Below are 14,601 nucleotides of genomic sequence, written 5' to 3'. Positions count from 1 at the left end.
AAGTTGGCAGGTCGAGGCTGCCGCGGTCACGATCTGGCGGTGCGCGCACCCGACGACCTCCGAGAGCATCCGCTCGCCCCGCTCGTCGACCACCTCAGCGCCACGACCGACCTCAGCCGACCCGAGGCCCTGCGCGTCGCGCAGGACGTCGTCGACTTCCTCGCCCAGCCGGTCGAGGAGGTCGTACGCCGCCGCCACGCCCAGCTGCGCTCCGCGGGCGTGCGCAACGCCGACATCTTCGCCCTCGTGCGCGACGAGCTGGCCCAGCGACTCGTCGCCGCCCCCCGCCTCACCGACCGGCAGATGCGCCGCATCGTCCACGGCTAGGCCCGCCCGCGCGCCGGCTCCCACCCGAGCGCCACCACCCGCCGGCACCCACGCACCAGCACCCACGCACCAGCACCACGAACCCCGAGAGGACCCACCATGTGCGGCATCGTCGGCTACATCGGCGCCCAGCAGGCAGCACCCCTGATCCTGGAGGGCCTGACCCGCCTGGAGCACCGCGGCTACGACTCCGTCGGCCTCGCCGTCGTCGGCGCGGGCCGCGAGCCCGCCGTGAAGGTGGTCAAGGCCGCCGGCCGCGTGCGCGACCTCGGCAGCGACCTGCCCAAGCGGTTCTCGGGCCGCAGCGGCATCGGCCACACCCGCTGGGCCACCCACGGCCCGGCCAACGACGTCAACGCCCACCCGCACACCGACGAGAAGGGCGACGTCGCGGTCGTCCACAACGGCATCATCGACAACGCCGCCGCCCTGCGCGCCCGGCTCGCCGACGACGGGGTGACCCTCACCAGCGACACCGACACCGAGGTGCTCGCGCACCTCATCGGCCGCTCGGTCGCCGAGACCCTCGAGGAGCGCGTGGTGGAGGCCCTGGCCGCGGTCGAGGGCACCTACGGCATCGCGGTGGTCCACGCCGACTTCCCCGACCGCATCGTGGTGGCCCGCAACGGCAGCCCGCTCATCATCGGCGTGGGTGAGAAGGAGATGCTCGTCGCCTCCGACCTCGCCGCGCTCGTGCGCCACACCACGACGGTCGCCCACCTCGCCGACGGCGAGATCGCCACGCTGACCCCGGCCGGCTTCACGACCTTCCGCCACGACCTGACGCGCGTGGCCCGCACCGCGGCCGAGGTCGACGTCGACCCGACCTCCTACGACGCCGGCGACCACGAGTCGTTCATGCGCAAGGAGATGCTCGAGCAGCCCGCCGCGGCCGAGCGCGTGCTGCGCGGTCGCCTCGACGAGCGCTTCGGCACCGCCCACCTCGGCGGTCTGGAGATGGACCCGCGCGAGACCCGTGCCGTACGCCGGGTCAAGGTGCTCGGCTGCGGCTCGGCCTACTACGTGGGCCAGATGGGCGCCTCGCTCATCGAGGAGCTCGCCCGGATCCCCGCCGACGCCGAGGCGGCCAGCGAGTTCCGCTACCGCAACCCCGTCATCGAGCCCGACACGCTCTACGTCGCGGTCAGCCAGTCCGGCGAGACCGTCGACACGCTGCTGGCAGTGCAGGAGATCCAGCGCAAGGGTGGGCGCGTCATCGGCCTGGTCAACGTCGTGGGCAGCGCGATCGCCCGCGAGTGCGGCGCCGGCATCTACCTCCACGCCGGGCCCGAGGTGGCGGTGGCCAGCACCAAGGCGCTGACCAACATGTTCCTCGGCTTCTCGCTGCTCGCGCTGCAGCTGGGACGCGTGCGCGACCTCTCGGTGGCCGACGGGCGTCGCCTCATCGCCGGGCTGCAGGCGCTGCCCGCGGCCGTGGAGGAGGTGCTGGCCCAGGAGGACGCCCTCGCCGCGGTGGCCCAGCGCCTGGCCGAGGCCGAGAGCCTGTTCTTCGTCGGGCGGGTGCGCGGCTTCCCGGTGGCGCGCGAGGGGGCGCAGAAGTTCAAGGAGATCAGCTACCGCCACGCCGAGGCCTACCAGACCTCCGAGCTCAAGCACGGCCCGCTCGCGCTGATCTCCGAGGAGGTCCCCACCGTCGCGGTGGTGCCCGACGACGAGCTCACCGAGCGCAACGTCGCCGCCCTGCACGAGATCGCGGCGCGCAAGGGTCCGCTCGTCGTGGTGACCCACCCCGGCGTCGACCTCGGCGGTCTCGACGTCGTGCGCATCGACGTGCCCCACCTCGAGCGCGAGCTCGACCCGATCCTGCTGACCATCCCGCTGCAGCTGCTGGCCTACCACGCCGCCAAGCACCTGGGCCACGACATCGACAAGCCGCGCAACCTCGCCAAGTCGGTCACCGTCGAGTGAGCGCGGGCCGCTCGGCACGGCGGCGGGCGGGCGCGCGCGGGGCGTGCGCGGGGTGACGGGGAGCCGACGTGACCCAGCCCTCCGCGACGCGGAATCCGCCGCCGCCGCGCCGAGCGACTACCGTTGACGGGTGAGCCCTTCTGACGTACCGGCCGACGCACCCGCTCCCGAGAGCGCCGCGGAGCCTGCTGCCCAGCCCGCGACCGAGCCCGCGACGCCCGCCGCCGAGGCGCGGACCGAGCCGACCTTCTCCGACCTCGGCCTCTCCGACCAGGTCCTCAAGGCGCTGCGCGACGTCGGCTACGAGACCCCCTCGGCCATCCAGGCCGCCACGATCCCCACCCTGCTCGACGGCCGCGACGTCGTCGGCCTGGCGCAGACCGGCACCGGCAAGACCGCCGCCTTCGCGCTGCCGATCCTCTCGCGCCTCGACGTCTCCCAGAAGACCCCGCAGGCGCTCGTGCTGGCCCCGACCCGCGAGCTGGCGCTGCAGGTCTGCGAGGCCTTCCAGAAGTACGCCGCGAGCATCAAGGGCGTGCACGTCCTGCCCGTCTACGGCGGCCAGGCCTACGGCGTGCAGCTCAGCGCCCTGCGCCGCGGCGTGCACATCGTGGTCGGCACCCCGGGCCGGATCATGGACCACCTCGACAAGGGCACCCTCGACCTGTCCGAGCTGCGCTTCCTCGTGCTCGACGAGGCCGACGAGATGCTCAACATGGGCTTCGCCGAGGACGTCGAGACGATCCTGGCCGAGACCCCCTCGGACAAGCAGGTCGCGCTCTTCTCCGCGACCATGCCGCCGCAGATCCGCCGGCTCTCCAAGCAGTACCTGAGCGACCCGGCCGAGATCACGGTCAAGAACAAGACCGCCACCGCGGCCAACATCACCCAGCGCTACCTGATGGTGAGCTACCCCCAGAAGGTCGACGCCCTCACGCGCATCCTCGAGGTCGAGAACTTCGAGGGCATGATCGTCTTCGTCCGCACCAAGAACGAGACCGAGACCCTCGCCGAGAAGCTGCGCGCCCGCGGGTTCTCCGCGGCCGCCATCAACGGCGACGTCGCGCAGGTGCAGCGCGAGCGCACCGTCAACCAGCTCAAGGCGGCCAAGCTCGACATCCTCGTGGCCACCGACGTCGCGGCCCGCGGCCTCGACGTGGAGCGCATCAGCCACGTCGTCAACTACGACATCCCCACCGACACCGAGTCCTACGTGCACCGCATCGGCCGCACGGGCCGCGCGGGTCGCTCCGGTGACGCGATCTCCTTCATCACCCCGCGTGAGCGCTACCTGCTCAAGCACATCGAGAAGGCCACGCGCTCCCCGCTCGTGCCGATGCAGCTGCCGAGCGTGGAGGACGTCAACTCCACCCGCCTGACCCGCTTCGACGAGGCGATCACCGCCGCGCTGGGCGAGACGGCCCGCATCGCGCGGTTCCGCGACATCGTCACCCACTACATGAACGAGCACGACGTGCCCGAGGTCGACGTGGCCGCGGCGCTCGCCGTGGTCGCGCAGGGCGACACCCCGCTGCTGCTCGACGCCGAGGCCGACCGCGCCATGCGCCAGCCCGCCGAGCGCCCCGACCGCCCGGGCCGCGGCGACCGGCCCGAGCGCGGCGACCGCGGTCCGCGCCGCGGCCAGAGCGACGTGCCGATGGCGACGTACCGGATCTCGGTCGGCAAGCGCCACAAGGTCGAGCCGCGCCAGATCGTCGGCGCCATCGCCAACGAGGGCGGCCTGCGCCGCGGGGACTTCGGGCACATCCAGATCCGCCCCGACTTCTCGCTGGTGGAGCTGCCCGCCGACCTCGACCCGGGCGTCTACGCCAAGCTCGAGAGCACCCGCATCTCCGGCAAGCTCATCGAGCTGCGCGAGGACGGCGGCGGCCCCGTGCGCCGCTCCGGCCCCTCCGGTGGCGCGGGCGGCAGCTCGGCCGGCGGCGCCGAGCGCCCGCCGCGCAAGCCGCGCCACAAGGGCTGAGCCCGGCTCCGGCCCTCAGGCCGGGGCGGGCACCCGCCGCGTGAGCCCCGCCAGGCGCTCGGCCACCAGGTCGGCGTCGGCGGCGGCTGCGGCGAGCTGACCCGCGGCCGCGGACACCAGCACCGAGGCCGGGGCCATCGGCAGCTCGGCGACGTGGGCGAGGTCGCCCGCCGCGAAGACCCCGGGGCGGCTGGTGCGGCCCATGGCGTCGACGCGCACGCCGCCGGAGGCGAGCACCTCCAGGCCGAGCTGGGCGGCGAAGGGCGCCGCCTGCTCGAGCACCGGCGCCACGAAGATCCCGCCGACCTCCTCGTCGGGCCCGCCCACCAGCTCGGCGCGCACGCCGTCGCCGGTGCGGTGCAGGGCCGTGACCGGCTCGCTGCGCACGGCCACGCCGAGTCCGGCGAGCGCGGCGGCGGTCGCCTCGGGCAGCGACGCGCCGTCGGTGAGCACGACCAGGCGCGAGGCGGTGCGCTCGAGCAGCACCGCGATGCGCGGCAGGTGGTCGTGGCTGCCCAGCAGCGCCACGGCCCGCCCCGACAGCTCGTGGCCGTGGCAGTAGGGGCAGTGCGCGGCGAGGTCGCCCCACAGGTCCTCCAGCCCCGCCACCGCGGGCAGCACGTCGCGCAGCCCGGTGGCCAGCAGCACACGGCGCGCACGCACGCGCTGCCCGGCGCCCGCGCGCTCCCCGGTGACCTCGAGGGTGACCACGAAGCCGTCGGCGAGGTCGTCGCCGGCGGCCTCCACCGCGCTGGCGCGGGCCTCGCGCACCTCGACGCCGGCGTACGCCGCGAGCTCCGCGCGCCCGATCGCCCGCAGCTCGGCCGGCGGGGTGCCGTCGCGGGTGAGGAAGTTGTGCAGGTGAGCGGCGGGGTCGTTGCGGTAGTGACCGCCGTCGACGACCAGGACCCGGCGGTGCGAGCGGCCGAGGGTCAGCGCGGCCTGGAGGCCGGCGGGCCCGCCGCCGAGCACCACGACGTCGACCTGCTCGGAGGTGACCGGGGCGTCCGCTGCGGTGCTGCGGCGGTCGTCGGTGGGGTCGGAGGGACCGGAGGGATGGTCGGTGTCGGTGGGGTGGCTCATGGCTGGCTCCTCGGCGGTGGTGTCGGGCCCTGACGGGCGGGGCGCTTGCCCTCACCACGATGCTGTGACTTCATGTCGACATGAAGTCAAGCCCCCGGTCACCGGCGCCCCAGGACGGCCCGGGCACCTCTCCCGCCGCTTCTCCCTCCCCTTCCCCCTCCACCCCGTCGGCCCCCGCCGCACCGCCCGGCCGTGGGGAGCCGCCGTGGTCGGTGGGGGAGGTGGCCGCGCGCTTCGGTCTGGCCACCCACGTGCTGCGGCACTGGGAGGACGTCGGGCTGCTCCGGCCCGCCCGCGACGGCGCCGGGCGCCGGCGCTACGTGCGCGACGACGTCGTGCGGGTGGCGGTCGTGCTGCGCAGCAAGGCCGCGGGCATGACCCTCGAGCAGATCGTCGTGCTGCTCGACGCGGAGGCGCGCGACCGCCACGAGGTGCTGGAGGGCCACCTCGCCGATCTCGACCGCCGCATGGAGGAGATGCGCCGCTCCCGCGAGATGACCGAGCACGCGCTGCGCTGCCGCGCCCACGACATCGCCACCTGCCCGCGCTTCGAGGCTGGCGTCGAGGACCTCCTGGCCGGGCGCGAGCACGCCTTCGGGAAACCCCTTGCTGCTCCCGCGAGCCCTTCCCGCGGAGGCTGAGCGGGCCTAGGTTGCGAGGGACCCCGCGCCGCTCGGGACGGGGGCGCACCCGGAGGTCCGTCATGCCCCTGCTCGCGTCGTCACGCTCGTTCCGGTCGCCGGCCCCCTCGCGGGGCCCGCGGCCCGCCCGTCGGGCCCGCTCCGGGCGGGCGGCCGCCCTCGCCGCCGTGCTGCTCGCCCCGCTGGCGGCGGTGGCCCTGCCCGCGGCCCCCGCGAGCGCGGCGGCGCCGTCGTACGTCGCGCTCGGCGACTCCTACTCCTCCGGCACCGGCACCCGCAGCTACCTCGACGACGGCACCTCCTGCCAGCGCTCCACGCGGGCCTACCCCAGCCTCGTGGCGGCCCAGCGCGGCTACGCGCTGACCTTCCGCGCCTGCTCGGGCGCGACCATCCCCGACGTCACCACCGCGCAGCTCGGCGCGCTCTCGGCGAGCACGGCCTACGTCACGATCTCCGTCGGCGGCAACGACGCGGGCTTCGCCGACGTGCTCACCGAGTGCGCGCTGCCCGGCTGGATGAGCGACTGCGGCGGTGCCGTCGACCAGGCCCAGGCCTTCATCGCCGGCACGCTCCCGGGCCGGCTCTCCACCCTCTACGGCTCCATCCGCAGCCGCGCGCCGCAGGCGAGGGTGGTCGTGGTCGGCTACCCGCGGGTCTTCATGGGCGAGGACTGCAACGCCGCCACGTTCTTCTCCCCGGCCGAGGAGACGCGCCTCAACGCCACCGCCGACCAGCTCAACGCCCGCCTGGCCGCCGCCGCGTCCGCGCGCGGCTTCGGCTTCGCCAACCCGACCAGCCGGTTCACCGGCCACGCGGTCTGCGACGACGTCGAGTGGCTCAACGGCTTCTCCAGCCCCGTGAGCGAGAGCTACCACCCCAACCAGCTCGGCCACTCCTCCGGCTACACCCCGCTCGTCTCGCCCCTGCTGACCGGCAGCGCGCTGGGTCGGGTCGCCACGTCGGCCCCGCGCATCGACGCCGACCTGCTGCGGGCCGCCGACGCCCAGGGCGCGACCCTGGCCGCGCAGCAGCGCCGGTACGCCCGGCTCGACGCCGCCATCGAGCCGGAGACGGTCACCGCCCCCGACCTGACCACCCCGGCCGCCCGCGCGGCCGCCCGCCGCGCCGGCATCACCGACCTCGACCGCTGGGCCGCCCGCCACTGACCCGCCACTGACCCGCCACCGACCCGCCACTGGTCCGGGGCCGGTCACGGCTCGGCGGCAACCGATCGGGCCTCCCGCGCGTCACCCCTGCGGAGACGACCACCGTCACGTAGAAGGGACGTCATGCAGGCACCACGCACCACCCACGACCGCACCCCCCGGAGGCCCGGTCGCCGGCGCGCCGGCACGCTCGCGGCCGCCGCGCTCGGCCTCACCACCGTGCTGAGCGGCTGCGACCAGGTGGCCGACACCGTCGGCGGGCCCGACCCGGCCCCGGTGGTCGAGGACCTCGCCGCGGCGCTGTCGGCGGGCGACGTGACGACGGTGGCGTGGGCCGGCGACAGCGGCGAGGAGGTGCAGGCCCTGCTCGACGCGGTGGTCGGCGGCCTCGGCGACGTCACCCCCGTGGTCACCGCGGGCGAGGTGGTCGAGGACGGCACCGACGCCACCGCCACGCTCACCTGGTCGTGGCCCCTGGTCGAGCCGGCACCGGCCGCCGAGGGGGCCGAGAGCGGGAGCGAGGACCCGCAGCCGTGGACCTACGACTCCGAGGTCGGGCTCGTGCAGCGCGACGACGCCTGGCTGGTGGCCTGGGAGCCCCGGCTGGTGGAGCCGACGCTGGGCGAGGACGAGGTGCTCGACGCCACGCCGGTGACCCCGGCGCGCGGCGACCTGGTGGGCGCGGGCGGCCAGGTGCTGGTCACCGACCGGCCGGTGACCCGCTTCGGCCTCGACCGCAGCCAGTTCCGCGACGCGGCCCAGGCCCTGCCGGCCGCCCGGGCGCTGGCCCGGCTGGTGGGCGTCGACGTCGCGCCGTACGCCGCCCGGGTCGAGGCCGCGGGCGAGGAGGCCTTCGTGGAGGCGATCACCTACCGCCAGCTCGAGGTCCCGAAGCGGGTGGGTCGCGACTACCGCTCGATCACCGGGGCGCTGGCCGTGGCCGACTCGCTCCCGCTGGCGCCGACCCGGGAGTTCGCCGCGCCGATCCTGGGCACGGTCGGCCCGGTCACGGCCGAGATGGTCGAGGAGGACCCCGCGGTCTACGCCCCCGGCGACGAGGCGGGCCTGTCGGGCCTCCAGGCGAGGTACGACGCGCAGCTGCGCGGCACCCCCGGGGTGGTGGTCAACGCGACCCCCGCCGACTCCGGGGCCATGGTGCGCAACCGCGGCGAGCGCGATCTCTTCCGCCTCGACGAGGTCGACGGCACCGACCTGCGCCTCAGCCTCGACCGCGACCTGCAGTCGAGCGCGGAGCGGCTGCTGGCCGACGTCGGCCCCGGCAGCGCGATCGTGGCCCTGCGCCCCAGCACGGGCGCGGTGCTCGCCGCCGCCAACGGGCCCGGCAGCGACGGCCTCAACCTCGCCACCTTCGGCCAGGCCGCACCGGGGTCGACGTTCAAGATCGTCAGCAGCCTGGCGCTGCTGCGCTCCGGGCTGACCCCCGCCAGCACCGTGCCGTGCACCACCTCGGTCGTCGTCGACGGGCGCCGCTTCACCAACTACTCCGACTACCCCGCCGGCGCGACCGGGGAGGTGCCCCTGCGCACGGCCGTGGCCAACTCCTGCAACACCGCCTTCATCAGCCAGCGCGACCGGCTCGGCGACACCGACCTGGCCGACGCCGCGGCCACCCTGGGCCTGGGCGTCGACCACGACCTGGGGTTCCCGGCGTACTTCGGCAGCATCGAGCCCCCGACCACCGAGACCGGTGCCGCCGCCGACCTCATCGGCCAGGGCACGGTGCTGGCCTCCCCGCTGACCATGGCCTCGGTCGTCGGCACCGTCGCCGCCGGGGAGCTCACGCTGCCGTGGCTCCTCGACGACGTGCGCGCGACGCCGTCGGGCGACGTCGACCCGCTGAGCGCGCAGGAGGCCGGCGCCCTGCGCGGCATGCTGCGCGCCGTGGTCACCGAGGGCAGCGGGTCGGCCCTGGCCGACGTGCCCGGCCCGCCGGTGATCGCCAAGACCGGCACGGCGGAGTTCGAGCGCGACGGCCGAGTGCTGACCCACGCCTGGATGGTCGCCGCCCAGGGCGACCTCGCTGTCGCGGTGTACGTCGACGAGGGGCAGTCGGGCTCGGCGACCGCCGGCCCCCTGCTGGAGGGCTTCCTGCGCGCCGCCCGCTGAGCCGTCCCGGGCCCCGGACGCACGGCCGGGGCAGGACGTCATGCGAGATGTGGATGCGCATCCACCTGGCGCATGACGTCCGGGTCTCGGGCGGACGGCCCCGGGCAGGACGTCATGCGAGATGTGGATGCGCATCCACCTGGCGCATGACGTCCGGGTCTCGGGCGGACGGCCCCGGGCAGGACGTCGTACGAGATGTGGATGCGCATCCACCCGGCGCATGACGTCCGGGTCTCGGGCGGACAGCCTCGGGCAGGATGTCGTACGAGATGTGGATGCGCATCCACCCAACGCATGACGCTCGGGTCCCGGGCGGACAGCCTCGGGCAGGACGTCATACGAGGCGTGGATGCGCATCCACCCAACGCATGACGCCCGGGACCCGGGCGGACAGCCTCGGACAGGACGTCATACGGGACGTGGATGCGCATCCACCCAACGCATGACGCCAGGGCCCCGGACAACGCCTCGGTCGGTCATGTGCACGGCCGAGCCCTCGGCGGGGCCCCTCGGCGGGGTCCCACAGCGGGGCGATCCGGGCCCGGCGCGGCCCGCCCGGACGACCCGGAGGCGCCCGTGGGGCGCACCGCGAGGCCCCTCCCGGCGGGGGGCAGAACCTTTACCCGGCCGACCTCGGGGCGACGCTCGTCGGTGCGGGACGAGCGCGTCGGGGGTCGTAGGCTGACCGCCTCATGTCTCGACTCGTGGGTCGTCGCGGCCTGCTCGCAGCGGTCACGGACCTGCTCGGGCGGGGAGTGCCGGTCGCCCTCCAGGGCCCGCACGGCATCGGACGCAGCGCGCTGCTCGACGAGCTCGAGATCGCGGGCGGCGAGGCCGGCCAGCTCGTCCTGCGCGCCGCGGGGGTGCCGGCCGAGCGGTCGCTGCCGCTCGCCGCGCTGCGCGACCTGGTCGCCCAGCTGCCGGCGGCCGCGGTCGAGCAGGTGCTCCAGGCCCTCCCCCCGACCTCGCGGGCCCCGGTGGCCGACGGCCTGCGCGGCACCCCCTCCACCCCCTCCGGCGACCCCCGCCCCGAGCCCGAGCTCGAGCCCGACCCCGGCCTCGAGCCCCCGACCGGCGCGCCCCCGGGCGAGCCGGCCCGCCCTGCCGTCCTCGCGGTCGACGAGCCGCTCCTGGTGGCCCTCGGTCGCGCGCTGCAGGCCCTGCTCGAGCTGGTCTCGCGCCGCTTGCGGGTGCTGCTGCTGCTCGACGACGTGCAGTGGCTCGACGCGGAGTCGTCGGTGGTCGTCGGCTACGCGCGCCGCCGCCTCGGCGACCGGGTGGGACTGGTGGCCTCGCTCGGGCCGGGCGACGGCATCGACTCCGACCCCGCCGCGCTGGTCGACCTCCACGTCCTCACCGTGCCGCCGCTCGAGGTCGCCGAGACCATCGACCTGCTCGCGCCGCTGGGCCTGCCCGCCCAGGTGGCCCACCGCGTGCACCTCGACGCGGCCGGTGTGCCGGCGCTGGCGCTGGCGCTGGCCGGGGCGCTGCGCGACCAGCCGGCGCTGCTCGGGCGACCCGTGCCGCTGCCGGTCAGCATCGAGCGGGTGCTGCGCCAGCGGCTGCTCGCCCTGCCGGAGGAGCCCCGCGAGACCCTGCTGCGCGCCGCGCTGCTCCACCGCCCGACCGTGCGCCAGCTGCGTCGCAGCGGTCGGATCGCCGCCGAGGAGGACATCCGGGTCGCGGTGGCCGCGGGCCTCGTCGTCGACGGCCGCGGCGCCCACCTCGCCGACGCCTCCGGCGACGGCGAGGTGCGCTTCACCCCGGCCCGGCTGGCCTCGGTGCTGCTCGACCTCACCCCGGCCGCGCGCCGTGCCGCGCTGCACGAGGAGCTGGCGGAGGCCGCGGTGCGTCCGGCCGAGCGGGCCCGCCACCGGGCCCTGGCCGATCCCCGCCCGCGCGCCGACCTGGCCCGGGAGCTGGCCGACGCCGCCCGCGACGCCGCCGCGGCGGGCGCGCGCGACCTGGCCGCCGAGCTCTACGTGCTCGCCGCCGACCGGGCCCCGGCCGACCTGGCCGGGAGCCGCGCGGAGTGGCTGGCCACCGGCATCGAGACCGCCGCGCCGGGCAACCACGTCGACCTGGTGCGCGGCGCGCTCGCCGACTTCCTCGACGCCGCGCCGACGGCCGAGCAGACCGTGCGGGTGCGTCTGGCGCTGGCCGAGCTGGCGGGCTCGCCGGCCGGCACCCTCGACGACGTGCTCGCCGTGGCGCTCTCCGACGCGGGCGACGACGACCGGCTGGTCGCGATGGTGCTGCTGCAGCGCTCCCGCGTGGCGCTCATGGAGGCGCGCCCCGAGGAGTCGATCCGCCGCGCGGAGCAGGCCGTGGAGCTGCTCGGCCGTGCCGGCGACGACACCGGGCGCGCCGCGGCGCTCACGGCGCTGGCCGCGGCGTACCGCTGGCTCGGCGGCCCCCACGACGCCACCCTGGCCCGCGCCGTCGACCTGGCCGGGCCCGGCCCCGGCGCCGACGGGCTGGTGCACACCTCGCCGGGCTACATGGCCGCCCGCTTCGCCTTCTACGACGACCGTCTGGAGGAGGCCTGGAGCGCCTTCCGCGCCATGCTGGCCCAGGTCGAGCGGGGCGCCGGCACCGACGAGGCCCACGTGCTGCGCTGCCTGGTCGAGGTCGGCGCCCGGGCCGGCCACGGCCGCGAGGTCGTCGAGTACGCCGCGCGCGCGGCCCGCGTCGGGGCGGAGTTCGGGCTCGACCCCCACACCGCCTGGTTCGTGCAGGCCCAGGCCGAGCTGGTCGCCGGCGACCTCGACCGGGCCCGGCGGCTGGCCGGGCAGGGCGCCTCGGCCGCGGAGGACAGCGGCGACGCGCGCTACCTCCAGCGCCACCTCGTGCTGCTGGGGCAGGCCCTGCTGCGCGGCGGCGATGCCGAGGGCGCGGCGCGGGCGCTGGAGCGGGTGCGCGGCATGGAGCAGCGCAGCCGGGTCGTCGACCCCACGGTCAACCGGTGGCAGCACGAGCTGGTCACCGCCCTGGTGCGCCTGGGGCGGCTGGAGGAGGCGTCCGGCGTGCTCGCCGAGGCCCGCCGCGCCCTCGACGGTCGCAGCGGCACCGACGGGGTGGGCGCCCAGCTCGACCGCGCCGAGGCCGAGCTGCTCACCGCCCGCGGCGACGCCGAGGGCGCCGTGCTGCTGCTCGACCGGGCGGCCAAGGTCTGCGCCGACCTCGGCATGCGCGTCGACCAGGGGCGCACGCTGGTGGCCCGTGCCCACCTGGAGCGGCGCCGGCGCCGGGCCGCGGCGGCGCGCGCCGGCCTGGAGGAGGCGCTGGCGCTCTTCACCGACCTGCGGGCCCGCACGTGGGTGGAGCAGGTGCGCGCCGAGCTCGACCCGGCGGCCGCGACCGTCGGCACCCCGCTGCTCGACCGCCTCACCGAGACCGAGGCCCGTATCGCCCGTGAGGTCGCCGCGGGGGCGTCGAACCGCGAGATCGCCGCCCGGACCTACGTGAGCGTCAAGACCGTCGAGGCGACCCTGACCCGCATCTACCGCAAGCTCGACGTGCGCTCGCGCACGCAGCTCGCCTCGCTGCTGCGCGACCCCGGCGCCTGAGCCGGCCCGACGCCGTCGACGGACGCGAGCGCGGGCCCGAGGGCCCGCGCTCGTCCGTGTGGGGTCCGTGTGTGGGGACAGCCAGGAGCCGCACAAGGATGAACCCCTCGCCGCATGGGGTCGGCAAGGGGTCCACCGTCGTCATCGAAGTGCTCCCTCCGAAGTCGACAGCCCAGAGTTTTCCACGCCGGTGGTCGAGTGTCAGGAACTTGTCACAACTGTGTCGCCGGAGTTGGATCGGACCCATGACTGGTCTGGATGTCCCGAGCACGCTGCTGGCCGACGAGCACCGGGGCCTGCTGGTCGCCGGTCGCTGGCGCGAGGCGGAGGGCGGTGAGACCTTCGACGTGCTCGACCCCGCCGACGGCTCGGTGCTGACCCGTGTCGCCGACGCCTCGGTGGCCGACGCCCGCGAGGCCCTCGACGCCGCCGTCGCCGCCCAGGCCTCCTGGGCCGCCACCGCGCCGCGCGAGCGCGGGGAGATCCTGCGCTCGGCCTTCGAGCTGATCCGCGAGCGCACCGACGACCTGGCCCGCCTGATGAGCCTGGAGATGGGCAAGACCGTCGCCGAGGCGACCGGTGAGGTCGGCTACGGCAACGAGTTCTTCCGGTGGTACTCCGAGGAGGCCGTGCGCATCCACGGCCGCTGGATGCAGGCGCCGGCCGGTGGCAGCCGCCTGCTGACGCTGAAGAAGCCGGTGGGGCCGTGCTTCTTCGTCACGCCGTGGAACTTCCCGCTGGCCATGGGCACCCGCAAGATCGGCCCGGCCATCGCCGCCGGCTGCACGATGGTGGTCAAGCCCGCCGCCCAGACCCCGTTGACCATGCTGGCGCTGGCCCGCATCCTCGGCGAGGCCGGGCTGCCCGACGGCGTGCTCAACGTCGTGCCCTCGACCCGGGCCGGGGAGATGAGCCAGGCGCTCCAGGGCGACGACCGGCTGCGCAAGGTCAGCTTCACCGGCTCCACCGGCGTCGGCAAGGTGCTGGTGCGCCAGTCGGCCGACCAGCTGCAGCGGGTCTCGATGGAGCTGGGCGGCAACGCGCCGTTCCTGGTCTTCGCCGACGCCGACGTCGACGCCGCGGTCGACGGCGCGATGGTGGCCAAGATGCGCAACATGGGCGAGGCCTGCACGGCGGCCAACCGCTTCCTGGTGCACTCCTCGGTGGCCGAGGAGTTCGCCGACAAGCTCGGCAAGCGCATGGGCGCCCTCACCGTGGGCCGCGGCCAGGACGAGGGCGTCGACGTCGGCCCCCTCATCGACGCCAAGGCCGTGGAGTCGGTGACGGCCCTGGTCGCCGACGCCGTCGAGGGCGGCGCGAAGGTCGTGTGCGGTGGCACCCCGCTGGGCGGCGACGGCTGGTTCTACCCCCCGACCGTGCTGCTCGACGTGCCCGTCGGCTCCGACCTCAACCGCCAGGAGATCTTCGGCCCGGTCGCCCCGGTGACGACGTTCGAGACCGAGGACGAGGCCGTCGAGCGCGCCAACGACACCGAGTACGGCCTGGCCTCCTACGTCTACACCCGCGACCTGTCCCGCACGATCCGCCTGGCCGAGCGGCTCGACTTCGGCATGGTCGGGGTCAACACCGGCCTGATCTCCAACCCCGCCGCCCCCTTCGGCGGCGTCAAGGCCAGCGGCTTCGGCCGCGAGGGCGGCTTCGAGGGCATCGAGGAGTACCTCGAGACCACCTACGTCGCCCTCCCCGCCGGCTGACCCGCGGCGCGCTCCCGGCCGCGGCCGCGCGCCGTCACGCCCTGTCCGCCGCTCCGCCGC

9 protein-coding genes are annotated in these 14,601 nt (G+C 75.8%); 8 read left to right on the top strand and 1 reads right to left on the bottom strand.

Annotated elements, in window-relative coordinates:
* Positions 1 to 39: 39 nt before the first annotated feature.
* The 3 genes from ASF47_RS16440 (at position 40) to ASF47_RS16430 (ending at position 4,240) form a co-directional block, all read left to right on the top strand.
* Positions 40 to 327: a hypothetical protein gene (locus ASF47_RS16440; protein ID WP_056865050.1), complete on the top strand. Its 288-nt coding sequence runs from the start codon at positions 40 to 42 to the stop codon at positions 325 to 327.
* 99 nt (positions 328 to 426) lie between these two features.
* Entirely contained in the window at positions 427 to 2,256 is a 1,830-nt protein-coding gene (glmS, locus tag ASF47_RS16435) for a glutamine--fructose-6-phosphate transaminase (isomerizing) (RefSeq protein WP_056865049.1), read from the top strand.
* 130 nt (positions 2,257 to 2,386) lie between these two features.
* Positions 2,387 to 4,240 carry a DEAD/DEAH box helicase gene (locus ASF47_RS16430; RefSeq protein WP_082500425.1) on the top strand — a complete coding sequence of 618 codons (1,854 nt, stop codon included), beginning with the start codon at positions 2,387 to 2,389 and terminating at the stop codon, positions 4,238 to 4,240.
* Positions 4,241 to 4,255: 15 nt separating this feature from the next.
* On the opposite strand, the gene ASF47_RS16425 is transcribed toward ASF47_RS16430, so the two are convergent.
* Positions 4,256 to 5,323: an NAD(P)/FAD-dependent oxidoreductase gene (locus ASF47_RS16425; protein ID WP_082500424.1), complete on the bottom strand. Its 1,068-nt coding sequence runs from the start codon at positions 5,321 to 5,323 to the stop codon at positions 4,256 to 4,258.
* A 221-nt stretch (positions 5,324 to 5,544) separates the two neighbouring features.
* Here ASF47_RS16425 and ASF47_RS16420 point away from each other — a divergent pair, with 221 nt between their 5' ends.
* The 5 genes from ASF47_RS16420 (at position 5,545) to ASF47_RS16400 (ending at position 14,541) form a co-directional block, all read left to right on the top strand.
* Positions 5,545 to 5,964 (top strand): MerR family transcriptional regulator, encoded by a 420-nt coding sequence (locus tag ASF47_RS16420; RefSeq protein ID WP_056865291.1) that lies wholly within the window; start codon positions 5,545 to 5,547, stop codon positions 5,962 to 5,964.
* Between the two features lie 62 nt (positions 5,965 to 6,026).
* Complete coding sequence (locus ASF47_RS16415) at positions 6,027 to 7,130, top strand: SGNH/GDSL hydrolase family protein (protein WP_082500422.1); 1,104 nt, start codon at positions 6,027 to 6,029, stop codon at positions 7,128 to 7,130.
* Positions 7,131 to 7,253: 123 nt separating this feature from the next.
* A complete protein-coding gene (locus ASF47_RS16410) occupies positions 7,254 to 9,257 on the top strand; it encodes a penicillin-binding transpeptidase domain-containing protein (RefSeq protein ID WP_056865048.1) in 2,004 nt (667 codons plus the stop codon).
* A gap of 692 nt (positions 9,258 to 9,949) precedes the next feature.
* Positions 9,950 to 12,826: a helix-turn-helix transcriptional regulator gene (locus ASF47_RS16405; protein ID WP_082500421.1), complete on the top strand. Its 2,877-nt coding sequence runs from the start codon at positions 9,950 to 9,952 to the stop codon at positions 12,824 to 12,826.
* A gap of 245 nt (positions 12,827 to 13,071) precedes the next feature.
* Positions 13,072 to 14,541, top strand: a complete 1,470-nt coding sequence (locus tag ASF47_RS16400) for an NAD-dependent succinate-semialdehyde dehydrogenase (RefSeq protein WP_056865046.1) — start codon at positions 13,072 to 13,074, stop codon at positions 14,539 to 14,541.
* Positions 14,542 to 14,601: the final 60 nt, after the last annotated feature.

Source organism: Nocardioides sp. Leaf285 (genome assembly GCF_001422955.1).
Lineage (GTDB): Bacteria > Actinomycetota > Actinomycetes > Propionibacteriales > Nocardioidaceae > Nocardioides > Nocardioides kribbensis.
Note: the sequence above shows the minus strand (reverse complement) of the source record. Positions and strands in the feature narration are given on the sequence as shown.

What these genes read in the sequence shown, in the direction of transcription:
- glmS (WP_056865049.1), top strand. Translation starts at nt 427, where the DNA reads ATGTGCGGCATCGTCGGCTACATCGGCGCCCAGCAGGCAGCACCCCTG.
- ASF47_RS16425 (WP_082500424.1), bottom strand. Translation starts at nt 5,323, where the DNA reads ATGAGCCACCCCACCGACACCGACCATCCCTCCGGTCCCTCCGACCCC.
- ASF47_RS16415 (WP_082500422.1), top strand. Translation starts at nt 6,027, where the DNA reads ATGCCCCTGCTCGCGTCGTCACGCTCGTTCCGGTCGCCGGCCCCCTCG.
- ASF47_RS16410 (WP_056865048.1), top strand. Translation starts at nt 7,254, where the DNA reads ATGCAGGCACCACGCACCACCCACGACCGCACCCCCCGGAGGCCCGGT.
- ASF47_RS16405 (WP_082500421.1), top strand. Translation starts at nt 9,950, where the DNA reads ATGTCTCGACTCGTGGGTCGTCGCGGCCTGCTCGCAGCGGTCACGGAC.
- ASF47_RS16400 (WP_056865046.1), top strand. Translation starts at nt 13,072, where the DNA reads ATGACTGGTCTGGATGTCCCGAGCACGCTGCTGGCCGACGAGCACCGG.